Genomic DNA, 23,691 nt, shown 5'->3' with positions numbered 1-23,691 from the left:
ATATTCCTCACTCTCGTTTTAAGTTTCAATCCAGTCCCTCGAATTGCATCGTATAATAATGAGCATATATCCCATCTAATAAGAGGAGTTCCTGGTGATTTCCTCTTTCTTTAATTCCCTCATCCGTAATCACAATAATTTCGTCGGCATTGCGTATCGTACTTAGTCGATGAGCAATGACAATGGTCGTCCGGTTCTGGGCCAGCTCCTCTAAAGACTTTTGAATATAACGCTCACTCTCGTTATCTAGAGCTGAGGTGGCTTCATCCAATATCAATATGGGCGGATTCTTTAAAAAGACTCGGGCAATAGACAAACGCTGTTTTTGCCCGCCGGAAAGTCTTACCCCTCGCTCACCGACATAGGTGTCATACCCTTCTTCCAGAGATGTAATAAAATCATGAATATTGGCCTTTTTCGCTGCCTCTATGATTTCTTCATCGGTGGCTCCCGCTTTACCATAGGCGATATTTTGCTTGATGGTTCCATCAAACAGATAGACATCCTGCTGCACTACCCCGATGGCATTGCGTAGTGAATCAAGGGTCACCTTGCGAATATCCTGACCGTCAATGGTTATGGTTCCCGAAGTCACTTCGTAGAATCTTGGCAACAAGGAACATAGAGTGGTTTTCCCGCCGCCGGAAGGACCGACCAAGGCAATGGTTTCGCCAGCTTTGATCTTCAAACTGACCTGATTGAGAACATGGGATTCCTCCTCATCGTAGCCGAAGGTGACATTCTGATACTCAATATCCCCTTTGACCTGGGTTAAGGGTCTGGCATTAGGCTCATCTTTAATATCCGGGTGAGTCTCCAGCACTTCGACGAAGCGCTTAAAGCCCGCATAACCCTTTTGGAATTGCTCGGTAAAGTTAATCAAAACGTCAATCGGATTAATGAAAATATTGATATAAAGGATATACACCGCTAAGTCAGTTGCCCTTAAGTTCCCATTAGCAATATTAATCCCACCTGTAACGACCACCACAATGTAAAGTAGCCCTTCAAAGAAAGAGTTCCAAGCATGGAAACCTCCCATGATCTTATAGGCTCCTGTTTTCGATTTTAGGAAAGCTCCATTGCTTTGAGCAAATTTCTTTTTCTCGATGGTCTCATTGGCAAAGGATTGCACTACCCGAATTCCCGCCAGACTATCTTGAACACTGGAATTCACCTTAGCTATTTTGACACGATTATCACTGAAAATGGGCTGCATTACTTTATTTTTATAAAGGCTGAATAGAATGATTATAAGAGTAACAATCGAGAGTGAGAGGGTCATCTGAACATTTAGAGTCAGTAAGATAACAAAAGAACCGACGATCTTCAAAATAGATATGAAAAGGTTCTCTGGTCCGTGATGAGCTAACTCCGAGATATCGAATAAGTCAGCAACCAACCGGGACATGAGCTCACCCGTATTGCGTTTGTCGTAATATGAAAAGGATAGTTTCTGTAAATGGCTGAACAGATCCCGCCGCATATCCGTTTCCATGCGCGCGCCCATGATATGTCCGTAGGAAACAATGAAATATTGGCAAAAATATTTGATGATGTACATTGCCAAGAGGCCTATTCCTACCACAAGGATAGTGTCCAGAATGGCTTCCCTACCTTTAGTAAATACACTGTTGATTAAGTAACTGAGAATCATCGGAAAGGATAGATCAATGATAGACACGATAATCGCACACAGCATATCCGTGTAAAAAAGCAATCGATAGGGCTTATAATAACTGATAAAGCGCTTAAAAATACTCACTTGGTATCTCCACTCTTTCTACTAATAGTCGTCGTATCTTGAAAAATGTTGGCATAATTATCCTAGCACAAAAATGTCCAATAACCAACGAGACAAGTTTTCATTTATTATTTCTCCTATCAGCTCACAAAAAAAATACTCTATCCTTCCAAGGGGAAAACCAAAGAACTTTCCCTCACTTATATGTGGTCCAGTTTTTCCAAGAATTCCTTCACCAGGTGGTTGTATTGTTTGGGCTGACACAGATTCGTCGGATCAAAGGAATGAGAAACGATTTCTAAAGAGGACTGTGGAATCTCCTTCATAGCACTTTTCATCCAGCGTACCCCCACTTTATTCTGATCTCCTACAATCCCTAAGACAGGGCAGTTCACTTGCTTAAGATAGGGAGTAAAATTAATCCGATTCATAGCCAAAAGCTGGAGTAAGAATTCCGTTCGACGCATACCTTGGACGAAATCGACCATATGTCTTTGAGTCAAGGGCCATTGTTTATATTCTCGTTTAATCAGGAAGGTCAGTAAGGGCTTGGGGAGATAGAGACCCCAAAGCCCACAATAGTGTAGTAACACCAAAAAGGCTTCCCGAGCACTGCTGATCTTAGTATCTCCAAGGGTATCTGCAACAACTAACCCTGACACCTTTTCAGGATAACGAAGGACAAAGTTAAAACAAAAGGCACCACCATAGGATGTCCCCGCCAAAACCACTTGATCAATTCCCAGCTTCTCTATTAAGGCCGCAACATCGCTGCACTGGGTGTCCAGAATTTTAGAAATAGGAACGTTAAGTTTGCTAGACCGAGCATTTCCCCGTAATTCGGGGCAAATAACCCGATGAGTCTTGCTAAAAAAGTTAATCTGAGGGTCATAGAAACTCAAGTTAGCCCCTAGTCCATGAATAAAGACCAAGGGCTTACCAGTTCCACGATCCAAGAAATGTAGTTTTCCATTGGCGAGGGTTGCAAAAGGCATTGGCTTACCTCACTGTCTTGATAGGGTCAGCTATAGTAAGGATTAAGCTGCCTTATCTTTTTGTACTGGATGTACGGTTTAAAGCAACAAGTGCGAAAACAGTGCTTTCGTGGCGAAGTAGGGTTTTCTTCATCGATCTAAGTTTCGCAGGGTAGGGATTATGCCAGGAAGCACAGCGATTCCCATGATCAGTATTCCCGAAATAAGAAACCAACGATTCACTCCTATTGTATCCGCAAACAAAGCGGATAACACCAAACCAAGAGGCATCGCCACAGAAACAACGCTACCTAATAAGGCAAAGACACGACCTAGATATTCTGGGGTAATCTTTTCTTGGAATAAAGCCGTCTGCACTCCGCTATAAAAGGGCGCAGAAAAGCCCATAAGGGTTGAGCATAGAACAAAAAATCCATACCCCTTCACCGGCAATAACCCTGATACGGCGAGACTAGCACCCATGAGCACGATGGAAGCCGTAAGACTCATCACACGGTTTTTGAAGCCTCCCCAGACTCCTAGGACAAGTCCTCCCACCAGCATTCCTACGGCGAAGCTGATCTCAACGATGGATGCTTGGAAGGTGGTTCCACCAAAGTATTTTATACTCATTAGTGGGAATAAGGCATTGATGGGCATAAAGAAGAGCATATATAGTGCCCCCACCCAGAGAAGGCCAAACAAGCCCTTATTCGATCTGAGCGCTAAATAGCCCTCTTTCATCTCTAGGATAAAATCCCCCTGAACTGTGGTTTGGCTAGCCTCCAACTTGGGAATATACACAAAAGCCGTAAGAATACTGGCAAAAATTGCTCCTCCTACATCCAAAAGGATGATGGCATTAAGATCCCAGATAACATAGAGTAGAGCAGCCACAGCAGGGCCAAGAATATAGCTAGCAGACTGAATGGACTGAGTATATCCTGCACATTTTGTCAGTTGATCCTCTGGCACCAATAGCGGTGTGGCTGCATTCAAAGCCGGAGAATGGAATGCTGTACCCACACTGCGCAGGAATAAAACAATCATAATTAGCCAAACAGGCAGTTCCATGGTCAAGGAGGCCAAGGCTAGAATCAACCCTACAGCCGCAATCAAAAGATCAGCACCGATCATGACGTATTTACGATGATAACGGTCCACCAATACTCCAATAACAGGTCCTAAAATCGCCTGAGGTAAAAAACCTACCAAAGTCGCTATGGACAGAACCATAGCTGAACCGGTCTTTTCGGTAAGATACCAAATGATTGCCATTTGCAAGACTGCGCTGGTGATGAGGGAAACGGCCTGACCCGCCCATAGGGTATAGAAGCTACGCTTCCAATGTTCAGTTTTTATAGTCATAGTATTTCTCCTTTGAATAACATAGCTTGTATTGTATTTCTTCTTGAAATTAGTTCAGTTTTATTTTATTCAGCTCAATTGACTTATCGATTTTAGTTACCAATACCAACAAAAAACAGGCTAAAGTCCAAAATTTGACTTTAGCCTGTAGGCTTCAACGTGATATAAAGACACCAACAGAAATTGGGAAAACTCCCTTGAGCTTCCCTTTCCTTACCATGTCTTCATCCGCCGATAAGCACAACAAAAAAGCCCCACTTCGGAATGGGATAATGCCTTTTGCTGGTTACTTACCGAATACGAACGGAATGCAACATGGTTTAGATGTCCTCCTTTAATGAAAATTATTTAAATTATACCATTAGGAAAAGTACATATCAATATCTAAATAGAGCAGTCAATTGCCTGTTTGTTCTACAGCAGCGCTTCCTACAGATTTTCCGTAAACACCAATGTAAAATAACTGGTGGTTTCGATGAAATCATTGCGCAGGATGATGCCGGAATTGGTATTGTCGAGCACCTTGAACGCCCTGATACCTTTTTGTTCTGCCAAGCGAATAGCTGCTACCAAGGAGGCGGGCGAATCTAAGTAATCATTACCCAAACCAAATAAGGCCGGATAATCGAAATCTTTCATATATTCTAGTGTCTCTTGATCTTTGAACTGGGCCTCACTTCTGGTTAGATAATGCGAAAAATCCACTGATGCGATTAATATCGCCTTATCATCCACAAAAACTTCCAGTCCCTCTAATAGCGCATCGACTTCCTTAAGACTAATATCATGATGCAAGATAAGGGGGACAATATCCGCTTCCGGCAGAAAATGCTTCAGCATTGGCGCGAGAGCTCCGATAGAGTGCTCTTTGGCGAGGACTTCTTCGTCCGTTACAACCAGACCTTTCGCCAAAAGATGATCGACGACCTCAGCATCAACCTCCATAACTCCTTCCGGAGTCTGCCAACCGGAAAACCCGCTAATTATTCTTCCTCCATGATTAAAATGGTTAGGTCCTACTAAAATCACCAAATTAGGTTCCTGTAGGGCCAAAGCTTCGATAGCATCCACTAACAGACGACCCGCCAGCAAATGATGAGGAAGGACAGCACTTACTGCCCTTCTTTCGGTAATTTTAGGTTTTCCTGAACCACTTGCCAAAATCGTGGTTAATTCCTGTTGCGTCACAAAGCTTGGGTGAATAGCGACTGTCGGGGCATTTTGGGCTCTTGGGCTACATCCTGTTAGCAAAAGCAGGAGAAAACAACATAAAATCAAGCTGTTCCTAAGCAATGAAGGCTTAGTTATTAAAATAATAAAATATTTCATGATATTACAATCCTCGTTTGTAAGGCATGGATTATTGATCCGTGTTAATAGTAAGCTTTGCTGCGGCTCCGCTGGTAAAAATCTCGCTGTTCGTAATATTACTTAGAACCGGAGCTTCACAGATAAACTCACCGGGAGAGGTCACACGGGCTAGATACTTAATTTGCTCTTGGCCTTTGCCTAATTGGAAGACAAGTCGTTGACCATTCACTTCAACCGGGTAATTCCATGGCCTATTATTATCCTGATAATTATTGGGGCGGGAAATAGGGGCCAGTCCGGCAGGCAGAATGTCGATAACCTCATAGTGCCCATCAGGTGCTTTATCACCAATGTTGACATCAATAACAATCTGAACCAAATCAGAGCTGTTTAGCGAAGTGCGTTCACTACCATTGACGAGATAGCTGCGACCGATGCTTAGATCTGTACCATCGCCTGTTTCTCCGGCTTTAATCGGTTGGTTATAAGTGCTCACGATTCCAACTTGACCATTCACTTGACCAAACTTTATTTGTTGCAAGTTTTTCGGCAGTAGAGTCAATTTGGCGATTTCCCTGCCTTGCAGACTTTTGGTAATCCTTTCACCGCCCAGCTCGTAACTGAAGCTCACTGGTGAAGCCTCCATGTATTTGAGATTGTACTTGAGAATTTGGATTTGTTCGACCAGATTAAGAACGTCCTTCCCTTGGTTTTCCAAGAGATATTGATACAGTTTATTCTTTTCCGGTTGATTCAAACGAGCGGCCAGCAAAGTCATCTGGGTTGTAGCCTGGATCATCTCATCCTGATCACGTCCCACATTAATCCTTATTGAGCTACCCAAATCTTGACTAAATAAGCCTAGTAATTCCTGAACTACTTTTTCGGCGAAAGCCCCATCCCCTAATTCCAGCAAAGCAAGTGCAAGGTGAATTTTAACCTCCGGTGCCAGATTCCCTTGCTGAAGATAATCTTCAATTTGGAGCAGCACCGGTTCTTTAAGGGCGGCTAATCCTAATAAAACCAAGCTTTGATCGACTTCTTGTTCTCCCTCCATCATCCGATAGAAGTATCCTTTTAAAGCTCTTTCGTCAACTATTCCTGATGTACTGGAAGCAACCATGGCCGATAGTGCTAAATCACTTTCTGCATAAGGCAGAATGCTGATACCACCATCCGCTTGTTGATAGTTTAGTAGAGGATCTTCGTCTTCCTCTTCTTCCTCAAATAGCTTTTCTTCAGGAAAATACTCGTTCAATAGTTTTCTAGCTTCTAACCCCGCCAGCTTTTGCTCTAGGCGACTGCCGTTATTCCAAGCCAGTTGGTACAAACCATGTAAATATTGGCTTTTTTCATAATCACTGAAAACCACGGTTGTAGGCTCCTGCTGAGAGCCTTTAACCACCATACCTTCCGTCAGAAGCTCCTGACTGGTAATCGTTCTGGCTTGGTAAGACTCGACTACTTGGAATTCTTTTGTGAGCACGTCTTGTAAGCCACCGCTTTCTGCCGCAACTGTAAGGGTATACTTGCCTTTATTCAGATCCGGCAGCTTCCAATCCAGCGCTGTATAGGAATCAGCGGTCACATGCCAAGTTTGCTCTTCGCCTTCCTTATTCACTAGTCTCATATCATAGGCTACTTCTTGATTGTCCTTTAATTGATCTCCATAGGCACGGAGGATAACTACCGGAGAATCACCTTCGTGATAGGTTTTATTCAAATTCATCTCCACGAAGAAGGGTAACCGAACAGGAATCTGAGCCGTACCACTGCCGGCTTGCAGGTCTTGAGCAAACGCGTGATAAGTCACTCGCCAAGAAGTTAAATTATCCGGCAATTCAAATTCAACCTTTGCTCGACCATTATTGTCAGTTTGTAAAGTAGTAAATAGTACCGTATCCCGGAAATCCTTTCTTTCCGAACCGCCTTCACCACCCTGCTCAGCCCCTCCAACCATCTCAGGGTGATAGTGGGTCTTCCTAGTGAGGAGATTCAGGTTAATCCGATCACCATAAAGAGTAGTTAAAAAGCTGGCATTTTGTTGACGCAAACTAAATACCGCCTCATCGACCAGATTAAGGTTCACTTGAGCTCCTGGCACGGGTTGCTCATTCGAATTTGTGACCTGAAGATTCAATTCCACCTTACCACCCGGCCGATACTCAGCTTGATCCGTCTCTATTCTTACCTGAAGGGCCTTGGTCTGGTGAGCAAACGGAATACTTAGGATATCAGTTTCGCGATAATTGTAGCCATCAAAATAGACGCCTGCCACATTTATATTGGGAATATGCTCCTGTTTAAATAGAAAGCTATGATGTGGCTCTTTGCTAACCTGATACTGCTCAATCTGTTTTTGACCACCAAAGTAGAGAATTTTCCCTTCTGTCGCAGTCAACTCCCCGTCGTTAGCCATAAAAGTCACTTGAACCTGCTCCTCAGGCTCATAGCCTTCCTTCTTTGTTTCATTTAAAAGATAATAATATTGGTACTGCTGATTGCCGTTATCCTGACCAATATGGAGGCGCTTCTTAAACGGACGACCTTCTTTATCTTCGACAACTAAATCGAGATAATAAGAATTCTGGCGTTCCAAGGAACCGCCTGTATAATTAATCTGCCCCGTGGCATCCGTCACTAAATCTAGATCACCTAAGTGCTTCGTTGAGTATTCATAATAGTAGGTATTGACTACTTCTTTGCTAATGAAGTCGTAGCGTTTGCCTGATTCTACCGGTGTCCAAATCTCTTGATAGAGACTCGCCCTAACGGGGCTATTTGCCACAGGTTCTTTTAGGAAATTCTCTTCGGCTACATATTCTCCATTATTAATACCCGTTAGATCCACTGTAGAAAGCTTGGCGTTCAGGGTATAGCCACCATTTTGGCGCTTAGCTTCTCCAGTCAAGTAAACTTTGCTTTTAAATACATATAACTCTGCTGAGTTGTAGATTTCACCGATTTCCGGCAATAAAGCATTCACCCCTAAGGATACATAATCATAGGAATGATAAGCTTCCTTATCCACCGTGGCAGTATAAGTAATCTGCGCTTCTCCTTGTTCATCGGTGATTACAGAATTGCTTTTACCATGAACATAATAATTTAAGGATAAACCTGGCACAGGTGTCCCTTCAAAGAAGGTCGCGCTCGCAGCAAAATTCATGGTCTCTCCGGCATATATGGCCTTTTTATCTTGAGATACAGTCAATTGGTAAGCAGGTTTTCGGTAAGTCTCTACTTCAAGACCTCGGGAAAGCAGGATCGTATCATCCAACTTCAGTTGCAATGTATAGTATCCAGGTTTCAACACCGGCAGTTTTAATTTCCCATGATAGGTTTTGTCTTCGATTGAGATGGTCTGCTTAAGGATTGGGCTGACCTCAGTTTCATAATAAAAAGGATAGTCTCCCCCCATAAGCTCTAAGGTTATTTCCTTGACTTGATCGACGCTCTTGCCTTGAATATCTGTCTTGCCCCGAGGAGCCAATACTCCCCAAAAATGAACGGTATCTTCAGGCTGGTACAACTCTCGATCGAGATAGAGGTACTTCCAGTAATCCATCGCCTTACTATCTTGGCTGTACCACTGGGGCCAAGACTCTAGCAGAACTAATATTTCTTTGTTTTCACTTTTCACGAGAGCGTAGTCTCGGTCATTTCCCGTTAGATTTTGATCGATTAAAGCCGTTCCCGAATCATCTGCTGTTACAGATAATTGCTTACTCTCAATATAGATTTCAGCATTGGCTGCCGGAGCTCTGCTTTGCAAATCATTAGCCCAGAAAAGGGTACTCCCCTCCCCTTGAGCAAGATATACTGCTAAATCAGTGACCTGAAACCATACTTGTCTTGTTGTATCTCCCGCTTTAAATTCTGCAGCATAGTAACCGGCTTCTAATTTCTCTGGAAAAACGATGTAATTCACATAATCATTGACTTGCAAAAACTCAGTATCGTATTTTGCCACTACTAATTGGGGATCCAGCTCCTCCCTATAGCCATTCCAAGTATAATAAGACCAACGGGGAATTTGATCTCGTTGAGCAAGGGAAGTCTGAAAAGTCTGGTGATCAGAATAGCGGTAGAGATCAATATGAAGAGGTGGAATAGTCGTCGCCGTTCCGTTTTGGCGTAATGCTTGATTATTGAAGTATGCTGTAAAGGCAGGGATATCACTGGTGCTAAATTCTGTTAACTCTGCATCTAAATCATAACGAAAAGAAGGGCTAGTTTGCTTCGCCGGCTCTGTTTCAAAACTAAAGACATAATCCTCTGACAAAGTTTGTGTGGTTTCGGGTAAAGTGAACCCCTTCTTTATCGTAATTGTATAAACTGTGGACGGTTGTAATGTATCGGGAACAAAAACCAAAGTCTTTTTATGTCGTTCAAATGACCCCTCTATAACAGGCGATATGCTAAAATACTGCTTTATCTGATCGATATCAAAATTTTCGTAAGAAAAAGCAATCTCAATTCCCGTATTAATAGGAATATGGGTACTCTCATTGCGTGGCAAAGAACTTAGAACTCGAAATTGTCCTTTTGTTTGGAAAGCCCAGCTTAGATTTTCACGACCCAACCCTTGGGGGTCAAAAGACAGAGTGTAGATGGTATTTGCCTGGAGCGGTTCCTTGGGGATAATCTTATAGGTCAAGCCCCCGGCCTGCTCAGCCAAGGTGTAGGGAAATTCCGGATTTGTCCTTAAGGCTTTTTCGATAGTCTTTGTGTTCAAGGGTTCCTTGCTTGTCAACAAAAAAGCGCTCTCTGGATCAACTCCTAATTTATCAGAACTCAGAGCCTCGAAGGTAACTTCAGAAGCACTGACTTTCTCAGGGGTAATCTCCAGCTGGCTCACGCCCCAAAAGATGCCGGCTAATAACAAGATGACGAATCCCAATCCTATGGAAAACTTCCTGTCTTTAAAAGTCCCTTTATTCATAGCGCCTCATCCTTTCGCCTACCATGGTTCAAAGAAGAATTGTATTAATTTAGAAATTCTATAAACAATTACGATATCCTTTTTTAGTATCCTATGAATAAGAACGTTTTAATTTGCTATTTCCCATATCAGATGTTCATCGCTTTTGAAATAATAAGTCCACTATTCTCTTCGATTATGAGAATAGTGGACTCTTCTATCGCTTTTTATTCGATTAGACATTCTCAGCAATAAAGCAAATCAATTTTTCCGTGCTTTCCCAACCTAAGCAGGCATCCGTAATCGATTTGCCATAGATGTTCTCCCCGATGCCCTGTCTACCCTCTTCTATATAGCTCTCGATCATGAGCCCTTTGATCATCTTCTTAAGCACGGAATCGTACTTCCTGCTGTGCAAAACTTCCCCGGCAATACGGGGTTGTTCATAATAGCGCTTCATGGAGTTAGCATGGTTCACATCGACTACGATAGCAGGATTGGCCAACTCAAGCTTTTCATATTCCTGAGCTGTCTGGATAAGATTTTCGAAATGGTAATTAGGGATATTTTCGCCATTGGCATTGACCGCTCCCCTTAAAACGGCATGAGCATAAGGATTACCGGTGGTTTCAACTTCCCAACCATTATAAATGAAGGAATGGTCACTTTGAGCGGCAATCAAGGAGTTAAGCATGACTGTAATGTCGCCACTGGTCGGGTTCTTCATACCCACGGGCAAATCAATTCCACTGACTGTCAAGCGGTGCTGTTGGTTTTCTACCGAACGGGCTCCGATGGCAATATACCCTAGGACATCTGCTAGATAACTATAGTTTTCCGGATAGAGCATCTCATCAGCTGCGGGCATGCCAAATTCGGAAATAGCGCGAATGTGCAGACGACGAATGGCTTTAATCCCCTCTACCATATCAGGAGCCTTTTCTGGGTCCGGCTGGTGAACCATTCCTTTATATCCCTCTCCTGTGGTTCGGGGTTTATTGGTATAGATTCTCGGGACGATTAGCAGCGTTTCTTTGACTTTCTCCTGAACCTTGGCCAGTCGTTCAATATATTCACAGACAGGGTCTTCATGATCAGCTGAGCACGGGCCGACAATCAATAAGAAACGTCGGTCCTCATTAGCTAAAATCTTTTTAATCTCATCAACCCGTCGATCGCGAATTTCTCTAACTTCTTTACTCAAAGATAAGTTTTCAATAATCTCTTCGGCAGGGGGTATTCTCTTTACAAATTTCATACTCATCTATACATACACTCCTAATCTCTTGGTGGAAACCATTGAAAGATATTTATTATTACAAGTATAGATATATTATATAAAATTCGCAAGAAGAAAGTCTATCTTTTATATAACAATTCTTTAATCTTCAAATCTTTTTTAGAATACCCTTTAGGCGCAGGTAAAAAATTAAGACTAGATGACCTTCTCTAAAAGAAAAAGGATATCTAGTCTTTATGACGGCCAGGTGCCGCCAAAACCCTTTGTTACTTCGAAATATCATAAAGAAGAGCACGTAATGATCTATCTTACACCAAGTGAGATAACTTATTACCTAGTAATAATCTTTCGACTACAACCAAGCATAATCGCCACCTCAAATGATGGTTCGGTCGACCATACTAGATATCTACCCGACCTAATTTAACCTTGCGGCTAAACAAGACCGAAAAATTTATATATAGCTACGCACCTTTGGGGTGTATGTCTATATACAAAAGATGTTCCAAAACCCAGTATGATCTTAGCTCGACCCTTGTAGATAAGTTGGAACCCTCAGATAATCAAGGTTAGTCGACTATCTAAAAGCTTTTCCTTACCCAAAAGAATCTTCTCTCCGACAACTTATAAACGAACGCCTATAAATCATCTTTGACCGACTTATCTATACCTCTTTGACAAAGCATATATAAATCTTGGCTCAACCATTACGTACCCTTCTACATTATAATGTGTATATAGCGAGTAAATATTCATCCAATAAGCGGCAGTTCACTTATCAATTTAACTAGAAAATTATTCAGCAAAAGACCTCCTCGAGTGATATGCTCCCTTTTGGGTAGACACCTGAAATAACAAAAATTCAGGACTACACGAAGGGGAGTTTTTTTATGGGAAGAAGAGGCATCTGTTATGAAAAGAAATTGGAAGCAGTAGAAAGATACAAGCGCGGAGAAGGAAGCCAAGACAGTATAGCGCATGAATACGGAGTAGATAGAACCAGCTTTCAGCAATGGATTGCGAATTACGAGGCTATGGGTGCATCAGGGCTAGCAGTTTTAAATAAGAATAGTAAATACAGCGAGGAACTAAAAACCGCAGCAGTAGAGGCGTACCTTCGAGGCGAAGGAAGCTTTATGGAGATATGTAAGATATATAACATCCGCAGTAAGACGCAACTCTTAGATTGGGTAGCGTTGTATAATGGTCATAAGGAACTTCGGGCGACCGGGGCCCAAAGGAGAGGAATCTATATGACCAGAGGACGGACAACCACATTAGACGAACGGATTGAAATTGTCAGTTACTGCATAGCCAAAGGTAAGGATTATAGTGCAACAATCGAGAAGTATGGCGTATCCTACCAACAGCTATTTAGTTGGGTACGCAAATATGAGTTAAAAGGCATAGACGGACTCATAGACAAGCGCGGGAAACGTAAGCTGTTAGATGAGATGACTGAAGTCGAGCGCCTTCGAGCAGAGAATAAAATACTAAAAGCCGAGAACAAACAAAAAGAAATGGAGATTTCTGTGTTAAAAAAAGTTCAAGAAATTGAAAGGAGGCGGGGCTAAGCGGCGTCCGTCAAGAAAGGCTTTATATAGCTGTTAAGGAGCTCCATGAAAATGAAGGATACCCAGTAAAGAACATCTGTAGAATATTAAAGCTAAACAGGTCATCCTATTACAAGTGGCTACACCGCGACAAGAGTACCCACGAACATGAAAACGAAGATATTGTTCACAAGCTCGGTTATCTCTACGCTGAATTTAATGGGATATATGGATATAGGCGATTGACAGACGAACTAAACGAAAGATACAAAACTGGTTACAATTACAAACGAATATACCGGCTTACCCATCTGGTGGGCTTAAGAGCCGTTATTCGCAGAAAGCGTCCGCAATACCAGCGGTCTACCCCGGAAATTACAGCGGAGAACATTTTAAACCGTGATTTCACGGCTGAGAATCTTAACGAGAAGTGGCTTACTGATGTCACAGAGTTCAAGTATGGAGATAATTCAAAGCTCTATTTGAGCGCAATCCTCGATCTCAAGGATAAAAGTATTGTCTCTTTCGCCCTCAGCCGCAACAACAATAATCCGCTTGTATTTGACACTTTTGATTTGGCAGTTTCCAAATACCCTGATGCACACCCACTGTTTCATAGTGATAGAGGCTATCAATACACAAATAAGCAATTTAAGACCAGATTGGACAAAGCAGAAATGACACAAAGTATGTCGCGGGTCGGTCGCTGCATCGATAACGGCCCTATGGAAGCTTTTGGGGCATTCTTAAATGCGAAATGTACTACCTTAGAAAATTTAAAGATTACGACAGCCTGGTAGCAGCTATTGAGAGATACATATACTTCTATAACTACGAACGCCGACAAAAGAGGCTTAACAAAATGCCTCCGATGACATATCGCCAATTACTTGAGAAAGCGTCATAAAAAACTGGACCCCCATTATTAGGAGTCCAGTTCCACAATTTTTCTTTTTTACCTGTCTACTTGACGGGGAGCAGTTCAGAGTTTGAGGAGGTCTTTGCCTTAGATTTCATAATAATTAGGCTTGCGCTCTTGATCATCGTCTGAGTTACCTTGGTAGGAAAACAGGTCCGAGGCAAATTCTTGATTTTTAACGTTTCGATAAAATTCCTTGACGCTTTCCAGTATTCTCTTATCCATTATTTATTCCTCCTCGTACAACGACAAGCTATACATCGAACTTGAATTTAGTATGCTTGAGTCGGAATCTAATTATAATGGCAATTGGAACCATGGAAATATTCGCTTATTTATAATTGTATTTCAAATCCCATGCTATTCATATCAGGTTACAATATGATCTTCTCCATAAATCATATACTTCATAGTTGTAAGCTCTCTTAGTCCCATAGGTCCACGAGCGTGAAGCTTTTGGGTGCTGATACCGATCTCTGCACCGAAGCCGAATCGACCTCCATCTGTGAAGCGTGTGGAAGCATTGACATAAACAGCCGCTGCGTCTACTTCATTTAAGAAGCGTTGAGCTGTCGTGTAATTCTCAGTAATAATCGTCTCCGAATGCTTAGTTCCGTACTGGTAGATATGATCCATGGCCTCATCCACATCCTTCACAACTTTGGCGCTGATGATGAGATCCAGATACTCAGTTCCCCAATCCTCTGACCTAGCTTTAGATGCATAGGGCAAAATGGCGCAGGTTTTTTCACATCCGCGAATTTCCACCCCGTAATCCCAGAGCTTTTCTCCCAGCAAGGGCAAGAATTCGGAAGCAACCGCTTCATGAATAAGCACAGTTTCTAAGGCGTTGCACACTCCCGGTCTATGGGTTTTCGAGTTAAAAACGATGCTGACACCTTTGTCAAAATTCCCCTCCTGATCCACGAAAGCATGGCAGACCCCGGTACCTGTCTCGATAACTGGGACTGTGGATTCCTTGACAACCGTTTGAATGAGTCCTGCTCCCCCACGAGGAATAATGACATCTACATAACCATTCATCTTCATCAATTGTTGGACCCATTGCCGGTCGGTATTTTCAAGTAGTTGAATAGAGGCTGTTGGCATTCCTTGCCTTTCAGAAGCTTCCGAGATCACCCTGCTTAAGACTTTATTACTTTCTATTGCTTCTGAGCCTCCCCGCAAAATCACGGCATTTCCGGATTTAAGACAGAGGGCTGCTGCGTCCACGGTCACGTTGGGACGAGCTTCATAGACCATGGCTACGACTCCTAAGGGAACACGGGTACGCTGAATGCGCAGTCCATTGGGACGAGTCCAAAACTCCCCTTCTCCCACCGGATCGGCTAAATTTACGACTTCCCTTAAGGAATCACTCATCTGATGAATGCCTTCTGAAGTCAAGGTCAGGCGATTAACCAAGGATTTTTTAATTCCTTTTTGAATAGCAGCCTCTACATCCTTTTGATTAGCGACTAGGATCTCCTGCTCATGGGCAAGAAGCGCATCGGCCATGGCCAAAAGAGCTTTATTCTTATTCGCTGTGCTTGAGTAAGCCAATTTACGGGCAGCATCCTTAGCTTTTTGGCCTATAGCTATTAGTTCCGGTGAAAAATCCATCCTAATAATCTCTCCTTTCTAACATTCCAGCATCATCGTCATATTGTCACGATGCACGACCTCTTTACCCTCCAAATTCGGGATTAAGTCTAACATCACATCTGAATGTTTCCCCCGTACTTTTTCTAGTTCATCACTGTTTAGCTCCACGAGTCCTCGGGCGACTTCAATCCCCTCTGGACTATTGATACGAACTAGCTCCTTGCGCTCCCAGGTTCCTTCTAGTCCCGTGATACCGGAAGCTAGTAAACTCTTTCCTGTAAGCAAAGCATTGACTGCCCCTTGGTCAATAAAAATGCTTCCTTCTGAAAGCCCTCCATAGGCAATCCAACGTTTTCTTCCCATAATGCGATGCTCAGCTGGTAGAAAATAAGTACCAAGGGGACGTTCTCCCTGAATAAGCTTAGTAATATCCTCCATATGTCTGGAGTGAAGAAGGAACATACCGATACCAAAACGGGTAGCGATCTCCGCAGCTTTAATCTTCGTAAGCATTCCACCGGTTCCTAAGGAGCTACCCGGTCCACCAGCCACCCCCACAACTTCGGAAAGATCTTTAACTTCCGTAATGAGCTTGGCCTCAGGATCCAGTTTAGGGTTGGCAGAATAAAGACCCTCCACATCCGTGAGTATTACCAGCAAATCTCCGTGAACCAGCCCTGCCACAAGTGCCGAAAGGCGGTCATTATCCCCAAAACAAAGTTCCTCAACAGCAACCGTATCATTTTCATTGATAATCGGAACGACGTGAAAGCGGAGCAATTGTTCCAAGGTATTCTGTGCATTCCGATAGCGTGAAGCTTCAGCCAGGTCGATTCGTGAAAGTAAAACCTGAGCACAGACTAGACCATGGGCTTCTAGAGCAAGAGCGTATTTCTCGATGAGAACCCCTTGACCAACAGCAGCCACAGCCTGTTTACCTGCTACGTTCTTAGGTCTAGACTTTAAATTCAGTTTCCCGACACCGGCAGCCACTGCACCCGAGCTGACTAGGACGCATTCCACTCCGAACTTACGAATCTCAGCAACCAATTGAGCAATTCTATCAATTGCTTGATCATCAAGGCCACCTTCAGGGTGGTTTAAGCTACTACTTCCAATTTTTATGACAATCCGCCGAAAATCACTCACTCTAGATACACCCTTTCCATCTCTTCAGCACGTGCTTTGCACGCTTTGGCTGCCCGCGCCACCAACTCCTCCAACCCGTTTTCCCAAAACACGTTCAAGGCTTCCTGGGTTGTTCCTTTGGGAGAAGTAACCGCCACTCGCAGCTCGCTCGGTGATTTGTCGCTCGTGTCCAACATTTTCGCAGCCCCTATGATGGTTTCTTTGGCAAGTATCTCTGCTACCTCCAGACTAACGCCCATCTCCACCCCAGCTTTAACCAAAGCCTCTGTAAAGAGATAAAAATAGGCCGGCCCGCTTCCGCTCATAGCAATCAGTGGATTCATCTGTTCCTCGGCAACCCAGACAAACCTCCCTACCGCTCCAAATATATTTTCCGCATCTTTTGTATCTTTTTCACCGACCCCTTGCCCCTTTACTAACCCCGTCATGGAATGCATAACTGCACTAGAGGTATTGGGCATAGCTCTAACAAGGGGATTCCGGGGCAAATGTCTTTCCAGTAATGCCAAAGGAATTCCTGCCGCCACACTAATAAACAACTGATTATCCGATATGACCTCGCTGATTTTTGACATAACCTCATTAACATCCTTAGGCTTCACCGCTAATAGGATAATTTCGGAATCCTTAATCGTTTCCGTAAAGGAAGCCGGGATTACCCCATACTGTTCCCTCATCTTCTCTAACTTAACCTGATTGGAACGATTGGTCACTCGAATCTCATATCGACCTGTAGTGGCTAGTCCCTTAATAATGGCTTCAGCCATATTTCCTGCCCCGATAAAACCAATCTTTTGCATGATAGCTTCCTCTTCTCTCTTGATTAAGTATTATTAAAAACCCATTAAGTGATTCTTAGCTTCAGGTGGAGTTTGCCGTCTTACGGCTGGTAGTCATCGGATAAATGGATGATATGCAAAAAAGGCCCTTACATTCCTTAAACAAGGACGAAAGAAGCCTTCCGCGGTACCACCTTAATTGCAATACGCCACTTAAGCCCGATAACGGCAGGAACCGTTTGATTCATCATCAAAGCCTCACGATTGGGTTCAGTCACTCATCTTCAGGAAGTTGCACCAACCCTTCCCTCTCTTATAGAACGAGTTACTTACTAGATCGTTCCTCGGCGATATATTCAATACACAACTAAGCCTCTAAGGTCTAGTGAATGTTTTATACATTTTACCATAATACCTCTATGATTTACTAGGGATTTTCCTAGGTTCATCCAAAAATCTTTTTTATAAGGTGAAGGTAAATTATTCAATGGCTCAACCAAAAATTCGCAGACTTTATTGACTTTTGGCGCTCAGGAGGATAGATTGAATTGACTCGAGGAAGAATGCTGGAGTATGCTATGCTAGTAGCACTTTGTTCGTTTTTGGAGGAATCTGTTCAATGTCATTTATTCATATCACTGAGCAAGAAATTCGCACTCTTGCTTCTAATAGAAGGGTCTATGATCATGGCGTAGCCTACGCACTTGATGACAGGGTAAGTCATTTATCCCTGAATCCTGAAAAGCAATTGATTTCAGCCGTCGTCACTGGCAATTGGCTTTATGATGTTTATATCAAGATGCGCAACAACGGTTCCGTCTATTCTTATAATTGTACTTGCCCGGCATTTGATGAATACTCCGGTGCTTGTAAGCATGTAATTGCTACCCTTAAAGCGGTTCAGAAGCAGATTGCTTCGCCATTAGAAGATGCTGGTTTGCGTCAGTCAGTATCTGATTTTGTCGCCTTATTTGCGAAACCAGAGCAAAAAAGTACTCAAGATCAATTAAACCTTGAGCTCGAAGTGGAAATCGTTTGTAATCGCCAGATTTATGGTTATCTACAACTGAAAGTAGGGCTAAAGCGTCTTTATGTGGTTAAGAATTTAACAGAATTCTTATCGGCAATCCACGACCGTCGCCCACTGGAATTCGGAATGAAATTTACTTATGATCCTCATCAGCACTTTTTTAGTGAAGAAGATCAACAAATTATCGATATGCTTCAGGAAATGCTCAAGCAATATGAGGCGGTCAATGATCTTCGCAGTATTTACCCTTCATCTTATACCTCCCCCTTCAGCCAAAAACCTTTTATCTTAAGCAAGTATTACTTAGGTGTATTTCTTGATGCCTTGGGTGATAGGGCTTTTACCTTAACACTGACATCTTCCCACGAAAATATTAATTGCCATCCCCATTCTGGCTATATCGTCCGCTAAGACATCCCCTTGGATTTTGCTGTCTTGTCAAAAGAGGACGATCTTGCTCTGGCTTTAAAAAGTAAACTCCCTCTGTAACTTACAAATGATGGACGTTATTATATTTATGATCAGATGATTTACCAGGTATCTCCGGAACAGAAGGCGTTCCTCCCTAACCTGATTAAAACCCTGTCAGGTAAATCCCACCAAATCCTCACCTTTCCCGCGAATCAGAAAGATCACTTTGCTTCGGAAGCCATCCCTCTCATGGAAAAACTAGGATCGGTTTCTATCGAACCTGAGCTCGCAGAGCAGTTTGTACGGGAAAAGCTTCATCCTCAGATTTTCTTCGATAGGATTGGCGAAAACGGTATCCGCGCTCGTCTGGAATTCCATTACGGAGAACATATGGTCAATCCCTTTGCTTCGCAAAAAAAATCAAAACAGGCCGACACAGCCCATTCGCAAATTCTCATCCGCGACATTGAGCAAGAAAGAAAAATCTTAGGGATCTTTGAGCATGCTGAATTCACCGTTTCCCAAGGCACCATCAGTTTGGAAGATGATGAGAAGATCTTCGCCTTTATCGTGGAGTGGCTACCTCAATTACAAGAACTGGTTGAGGCCTTCTATTCTGACGACTTCAAGCTCAGAATTAGAACCTCCACCAGCTTTTCAGGCCGGGTACGTTTAGATGAATCCTTAGATCTACTAGAAATATCCTTTCAATATAGCGATATTGATCAGGGTGAACTGGCTCAGATCTTTCAGTCCTTGCATTTGAAGAGAAAATACTACCGCCTGCGGGACGGATCCTTTCTCGATCTGAAGCAACCTGAGCTAGAATCTATGGCCCAGCTTCTCGATTATCTAAACCTCAAGGAAGGCGATCTCAATGGTGAGACCCTCCAGTTACCTAAATTCAGAGCCATGTATATCGATAGTTTTCTTCGTCAAGCTAACTTACCTGGGATTCAACGCAATAGAGCCTTTAAGCAGCTCGTCCAAAGCATCCTCGAGCCACAGGACGGAGAATATGAACCCCCTACCTCACTTAAAGATGTGCTACGGGACTATCAGAAGACGGGGTTCCGCTGGCTTAAGACCCTGACTTCTTATGGCCTCGGCGGTATCCTAGCGGATGATATGGGGCTAGGCAAGACCTTACAGGTTCTCGCCTTTATCTTAGCAGAGAAGGAAAAGACCTCTGCCAATGCTACTTCTATTAAAGATAATGCAACTGTCTCTCCCGCTCTTGTCATCGCCCCAACCTCTCTGACCTATAACTGGCAGGCGGAAGCAGAGAAATTTACTCCCGACTTGAAAATACTGGTCCTCGATGGTACACCGCAAGAACGTCAGGAACAGTTAAAGACCATAGACCAAGCGGATTTGGTAATTACCTCATATGCTTTATTAAGACGAGATATCGAGTTTTTTTCCGAATTTAATTTCTCTTATTGCTTCCTCGATGAAGCCCAAAACATCAAGAATCCTCAGACCCTTAATGCAAAGTCTGTCCAAAGAATTAAAGCCAAGAGCTACTTTGCCTTAACCGGAACACCCATTGAAAATTCACTTGCGGAGCTTTGGTCCTTATTTAACTTTATTATGCCTGGCTATTTGCTCTCCAGCCAAGAGTTTCAGCGCAAATATACCCTGCCCATTATTAAAGGGGAAGACCCTCAGGCTCTATATGAATTGAGTCGGCACATTAGGCCCTTTATTTTGCGCAGACTTAAAAAGGATGTCTTAAAAGAACTTCCACCCAAAATTGAGACAGAAATCAAAGCGTCCTTAACCGACGAGCAGCGGAAAATCTATCTTGCCTACCTACAGCAAACCAAACGTCAGATCGCCCAAGATCTCGCTACCTCCGGATTTGCGAAGAGCCAGATTAAGATTTTGGCTGCGCTGACTCGACTTCGCCAGATCTGTTCCCACCCAGCTATGTTTATCGACAACTATAGCGGCGGAAGCGGAAAAATGCTCCTCTTCCAGGAGATTCTTGCCGATACCTTAAGCAGTGGCCACCGAGTTCTGGTCTTTTCGCAGTTCACTACCATGCTAGATATTATTCGTGACTATTTAAGCTCTGAAAACATAGAGTACTTTTACCTCAAGGGTTCCACAGAAGCCTTCGCTCGCTCCCAAATGGCAGCTTCCTTCAATAATGGCCAAGGCCAAGTCTTTCTAATTTCTTTAAAAGCCGGAGGGACAGGTCTAAACCTGATCGGTGCCGATACGGTGATTCATTTTGACCCTTGGTGGAATCCGGCTGTTGAGGATCAAGCTACAGACCGAGCTCATCGCATCGGCCAGAACAGTTCTGTCCAAGTGATTAAGCTTCTTACCCAAGGGACCATTGAAGAAAAGGTCAATGCCATGCAAGCCAAAAAGAAAAAACTTATCGATGCCGTTATCCAACCTGGTGAGACCATGTTATCGAAGTTAACTGAGCAGGAGTTGAGGGAACTTTTTGATTTGACCCAAGGACAGATCGACGATTCTTGGGATAGTACCTCCTCAAATTAGACAACGGAAGAAGAATCTCCATGCTCAAAAGACCGGTAATTGAAAGTAAATACGTCGATAAAACTCGCGAAATAGTCTATTGCGGAAGTCGTGACGACATGACAGAGGAACAAGCCTCTGCCTTCCTTTCAAAGGGACACGATAAGCTAAAGAATGCTAACCTAGAGAATGATAACCTAGACGATTATGTAATTAATAACGGGCCACTTTTCGCTATCCAAAACGAAAAGCCCACCTGCTCGCGAACAAGAATGGGTTCGGATTGGAACTGTCGGTTATGTGTAAAGTATTTTGGTACCACTTGCAAGGCCTGGTAGACTTACTTTTTTGAGATCTCATTACCTAATGTAATCTGATCTCTTTTCTTGTATGGACATTTTTTTATTGACTATGCTCCTCCTGCCTTGTTACCTTTATTAAGGCAACAAGGCAGGAGGAGATACATAATGAATAAAAACGATGTAGCAAGTATTCGTAAGGAATTTAAGCTGGATAATTCGCGATTGAAGCTTGCTGATGTGGTAAGTATTTATGTCAAAGGTGATAACAAGCAAATCATCGGCACCGAAAAAGAGAATTTCGGCAGAATGGCAAAATCGGACAAGAATCAGAATTTGCATGGACAACTTCAAAAAAAGGGCCTACCGCCTACGTTTATTTTCAAACGTTTGGCGGCAAGCCCTTTTGATCATCTAACGATTTCGGCATTATCTTTTTCCTTTACAATTGCATTCTAAATACGCTTTGAATTGACCATCTGTTGCTTTTGCCCTTTCAACGGGATCATTCCATTGTAGCGATTCATTATTCTTTTCTCTAGTAGCAGGGATGGTTGACGGTAATCCTTTGAAGCAACACCATCTTCCTTTTAACATGATTATCACTTCTTTCTAAAAAATAGATTAATCGCCTTGTGAAATATAGTCCTAGTTTAGGCATGTTTCCCATGTGAATGTCCCCACAATTACATTATAAAGTAGTTTATGTCTTAAGCCAAACCAGAAAACTGAGCGTATGCACTTGTTTTCTCAAATTAGATTCCAAAATGTTGCTTTAGCTTCTGCTTTAGGAATATTTCAATTAATAACATAAACCTCCCGGGCTTAATCATAAGGCCTGGGAGGTTTATGTAAAAATATGCTATCTCCATACAACGACGTTTTAAAATATAGCTAACACTCTTTTAGAGCACAGCAACTAACCGACCTTTAACTTCACCACGCTTGAGACGATCAAGACCATCTTTGATTTCATCAAATGGGATTGTAGAAAGCTGTAGATTGAGCATACCCGTGGCAAAGAAATCATAGACTTCCTTGATATCCTCAGTGTCGCCACCATTGCTACCTAATACTTGGGCTTGCTTAAGAATCAACGTGTAGGTACTAATTGTCGCTTCAAGCTTACCCATACCGACGACGACAACCCGTCCAAATTTAGCGACAGCTTCAAGTGCCTGAGCAGTGGTACTGCCGAATCCGGCATAATCAACGATGAGCTCACAGCCAACTTCAGCTAGATCCGAGACATTCTCATAAACTTCCTTAATGCCAAGTTCTTTACCGAGTTCGCGCGCTTGGGGATTTATTTCAGCTGCGTAAACCTCACAGCCTCTTAGAACAGCCATCCGTGCCGCAAATTGACCTAGTCCTCCGATCCCGATAACGCCGACCTTCATACCTTTCTTGGCACCGCCTATCCTAAACATGGCGTGATATGCAGTCATTCCGGCATCAGTAGCCGCGGCCCCTTGCTCAAAACTAACATTATCCGGAATAGGAACCAAGCATTCAGCTGGAACTAAGCATTTAGTAGCGTAGCCGCCATCCCTTTGATAGCCAATCGCTTCCCCTGTGCTTTTCGCAATCGGGCAAACGCCAACTCTGTCACCTACTTTAAATCCGGTCACACCTTCGCCGACCTCGGTGATGACACCGGCACACTCATGACCCATATACAGCGGGGCCGCAGTAATCAGATTCATCCAGCCCGGATCTTCTAGCGCAGCCACATCTGAGTGACATAATCCGGTTGCTTTAACATCGATGATGACTTCTCCGGGTACAACTACCGGGTCTTGTTTTTCAACCATTTTTAATGGAACGTGCGTTTCCGTGAATACCCAACCTCTCATGTAAAGCACCCCTTTCTCTGCTTCTCTCACGTT

15 protein-coding genes, 2 pseudogenes and 1 other annotated feature are annotated in these 23,691 nt (G+C 43.2%); of the genes and pseudogenes, 6 read left to right on the top strand and 11 right to left on the bottom strand.

All coding sequences use genetic code 11. The features are described 5' to 3' along the window. Positions 1 to 25: 25 nt before the first annotated feature. From DESDI_RS07915 to DESDI_RS07890, 6 genes are all read right to left on the bottom strand, one after another. Complete coding sequence (locus tag DESDI_RS07915; protein WP_015262115.1) at positions 26 to 1,765, bottom strand: ABC transporter ATP-binding protein; 1,740 nt, start codon at positions 1,763 to 1,765, stop codon at positions 26 to 28. A 179-nt stretch (positions 1,766 to 1,944) separates the two neighbouring features. Next, positions 1,945 to 2,739: an alpha/beta fold hydrolase gene (locus DESDI_RS07910; protein ID WP_015262114.1), complete on the bottom strand. Its 795-nt coding sequence runs from the start codon at positions 2,737 to 2,739 to the stop codon at positions 1,945 to 1,947. 129 nt (positions 2,740 to 2,868) lie between these two features. After that, on the bottom strand, positions 2,869 to 4,086 hold the full coding sequence (locus DESDI_RS07905) for an MFS transporter (protein WP_015262113.1): 1,218 nt from the start codon (positions 4,084 to 4,086) through the stop codon (positions 2,869 to 2,871). A 429-nt stretch (positions 4,087 to 4,515) separates the two neighbouring features. Then, positions 4,516 to 5,274: an AmmeMemoRadiSam system protein B gene (amrB, locus tag DESDI_RS07900; RefSeq protein ID WP_242825451.1), complete on the bottom strand. Its 759-nt coding sequence runs from the start codon at positions 5,272 to 5,274 to the stop codon at positions 4,516 to 4,518. A gap of 172 nt (positions 5,275 to 5,446) precedes the next feature. Continuing rightward, positions 5,447 to 10,342, bottom strand: coding sequence for an Ig-like domain-containing protein (locus tag DESDI_RS07895; protein WP_015262111.1), 4,896 nt, complete (start codon positions 10,340 to 10,342; stop codon positions 5,447 to 5,449). A 214-nt stretch (positions 10,343 to 10,556) separates the two neighbouring features. Then, the gene (locus DESDI_RS07890) at positions 10,557 to 11,585 is read right to left on the bottom strand and encodes a 3-deoxy-7-phosphoheptulonate synthase (protein WP_015262110.1); all 1,029 of its coding nucleotides are present in this window, start codon (positions 11,583 to 11,585) and stop codon (positions 10,557 to 10,559) included. Positions 11,586 to 12,451: 866 nt separating this feature from the next. On the opposite strand from DESDI_RS07890, the gene DESDI_RS07885 reads away from it, so the two are divergent. From DESDI_RS07885 to DESDI_RS18545, 3 genes and pseudogenes are all read left to right on the top strand, one after another. Next, a complete protein-coding gene (locus DESDI_RS07885; protein ID WP_015262109.1) occupies positions 12,452 to 13,135 on the top strand; it encodes a helix-turn-helix domain-containing protein in 684 nt (227 codons plus the stop codon). Positions 13,136 to 13,158: 23 nt separating this feature from the next. After that, positions 13,159 to 13,914 (top strand): annotated as a pseudogene (locus DESDI_RS07880) (IS3 family transposase); the annotation flags it as partial. Then, positions 13,872 to 14,021 (top strand): IS3 family transposase, encoded by a 150-nt coding sequence (locus DESDI_RS18545; RefSeq protein ID WP_083879856.1) that lies wholly within the window; start codon positions 13,872 to 13,874, stop codon positions 14,019 to 14,021. The pseudogene DESDI_RS07880 and the gene DESDI_RS18545, both read left to right, overlap by 43 nt. Before the next feature lie 99 nt (positions 14,022 to 14,120). Here the strand turns inward: DESDI_RS18545 and DESDI_RS18060 are convergent, their stop codons facing one another. The 4 genes from DESDI_RS18060 to proC form a co-directional block, all read right to left on the bottom strand. Beyond that, positions 14,121 to 14,258: a hypothetical protein gene (locus DESDI_RS18060; protein WP_015262108.1), complete on the bottom strand. Its 138-nt coding sequence runs from the start codon at positions 14,256 to 14,258 to the stop codon at positions 14,121 to 14,123. Positions 14,259 to 14,402: 144 nt separating this feature from the next. Then, a complete protein-coding gene (locus DESDI_RS07875; protein ID WP_015262107.1) occupies positions 14,403 to 15,656 on the bottom strand; it encodes a glutamate-5-semialdehyde dehydrogenase in 1,254 nt (417 codons plus the stop codon). Between the two features lie 18 nt (positions 15,657 to 15,674). Then, entirely contained in the window at positions 15,675 to 16,787 is a 1,113-nt protein-coding gene (gene proB / locus DESDI_RS07870) for a glutamate 5-kinase (protein ID WP_015262106.1), read from the bottom strand. Next, positions 16,784 to 17,587 (bottom strand): pyrroline-5-carboxylate reductase, encoded by an 804-nt coding sequence (gene proC / locus DESDI_RS07865; protein ID WP_015262105.1) that lies wholly within the window; start codon positions 17,585 to 17,587, stop codon positions 16,784 to 16,786. Before proC ends, proB begins: the two co-directional genes overlap by 4 nt. Positions 17,588 to 17,727: 140 nt before the next feature. Continuing rightward, positions 17,728 to 17,920, bottom strand: a binding site (T-box leader). Between the two features lie 265 nt (positions 17,921 to 18,185). On the opposite strand from proC, the pseudogene DESDI_RS07860 reads away from it, so the two are divergent. The 3 genes and pseudogenes from DESDI_RS07860 (at position 18,186) to DESDI_RS18270 (ending at position 22,261) form a co-directional block, all read left to right on the top strand. Then, positions 18,186 to 21,524, top strand: a pseudogene (locus DESDI_RS07860) (DEAD/DEAH box helicase). Positions 21,525 to 21,544: 20 nt separating this feature from the next. Further along, complete coding sequence (locus DESDI_RS07855) at positions 21,545 to 21,841, top strand: hypothetical protein (RefSeq protein ID WP_015262104.1); 297 nt, start codon at positions 21,545 to 21,547, stop codon at positions 21,839 to 21,841. 129 nt (positions 21,842 to 21,970) lie between these two features. After that, positions 21,971 to 22,261: a DUF4317 family protein gene (locus DESDI_RS18270; protein WP_015262103.1), complete on the top strand. Its 291-nt coding sequence runs from the start codon at positions 21,971 to 21,973 to the stop codon at positions 22,259 to 22,261. A gap of 446 nt (positions 22,262 to 22,707) precedes the next feature. Here the strand turns inward: DESDI_RS18270 and DESDI_RS07845 are convergent, their stop codons facing one another. Next, the gene (locus DESDI_RS07845; RefSeq protein WP_015262102.1) at positions 22,708 to 23,658 is read right to left on the bottom strand and encodes a zinc-binding dehydrogenase; all 951 of its coding nucleotides are present in this window, start codon (positions 23,656 to 23,658) and stop codon (positions 22,708 to 22,710) included. Between the last annotated feature and the right edge of the window lie 33 nt (positions 23,659 to 23,691).

The sequence above is a fragment of the Desulfitobacterium dichloroeliminans LMG P-21439 genome (assembly GCF_000243135.2).
GTDB classification, from domain to species: domain Bacteria; phylum Bacillota; class Desulfitobacteriia; order Desulfitobacteriales; family Desulfitobacteriaceae; genus Desulfitobacterium; species Desulfitobacterium dichloroeliminans.
This window is presented reverse-complemented; position numbering and strand designations above follow the sequence as displayed.

Coding starts and splice junctions, on each gene's coding strand:
- DESDI_RS07910 (WP_015262114.1), bottom strand. CDS start 2,739: ATGCCTTTTGCAACCCTCGCCAATGGAAAACTACATTTCTTGGATCGT.
- DESDI_RS07905 (WP_015262113.1), bottom strand. CDS start 4,086: ATGACTATAAAAACTGAACATTGGAAGCGTAGCTTCTATACCCTATGG.
- DESDI_RS07895 (WP_015262111.1), bottom strand. CDS start 10,342: ATGAATAAAGGGACTTTTAAAGACAGGAAGTTTTCCATAGGATTGGGA.
- DESDI_RS07890 (WP_015262110.1), bottom strand. CDS start 11,585: ATGAGTATGAAATTTGTAAAGAGAATACCCCCTGCCGAAGAGATTATT.
- DESDI_RS07885 (WP_015262109.1), top strand. CDS start 12,452: ATGGGAAGAAGAGGCATCTGTTATGAAAAGAAATTGGAAGCAGTAGAA.
- DESDI_RS18545 (WP_083879856.1), top strand. CDS start 13,872: ATGTACTACCTTAGAAAATTTAAAGATTACGACAGCCTGGTAGCAGCT.
- DESDI_RS18060 (WP_015262108.1), bottom strand. CDS start 14,258: ATGGATAAGAGAATACTGGAAAGCGTCAAGGAATTTTATCGAAACGTT.
- DESDI_RS07875 (WP_015262107.1), bottom strand. CDS start 15,656: ATGGATTTTTCACCGGAACTAATAGCTATAGGCCAAAAAGCTAAGGAT.
- proC (WP_015262105.1), bottom strand. CDS start 17,587: ATGCAAAAGATTGGTTTTATCGGGGCAGGAAATATGGCTGAAGCCATT.
- DESDI_RS07855 (WP_015262104.1), top strand. CDS start 21,545: ATGCTCAAAAGACCGGTAATTGAAAGTAAATACGTCGATAAAACTCGC.
- DESDI_RS18270 (WP_015262103.1), top strand. CDS start 21,971: ATGAATAAAAACGATGTAGCAAGTATTCGTAAGGAATTTAAGCTGGAT.
- DESDI_RS07845 (WP_015262102.1), bottom strand. CDS start 23,658: ATGAGAGGTTGGGTATTCACGGAAACGCACGTTCCATTAAAAATGGTT.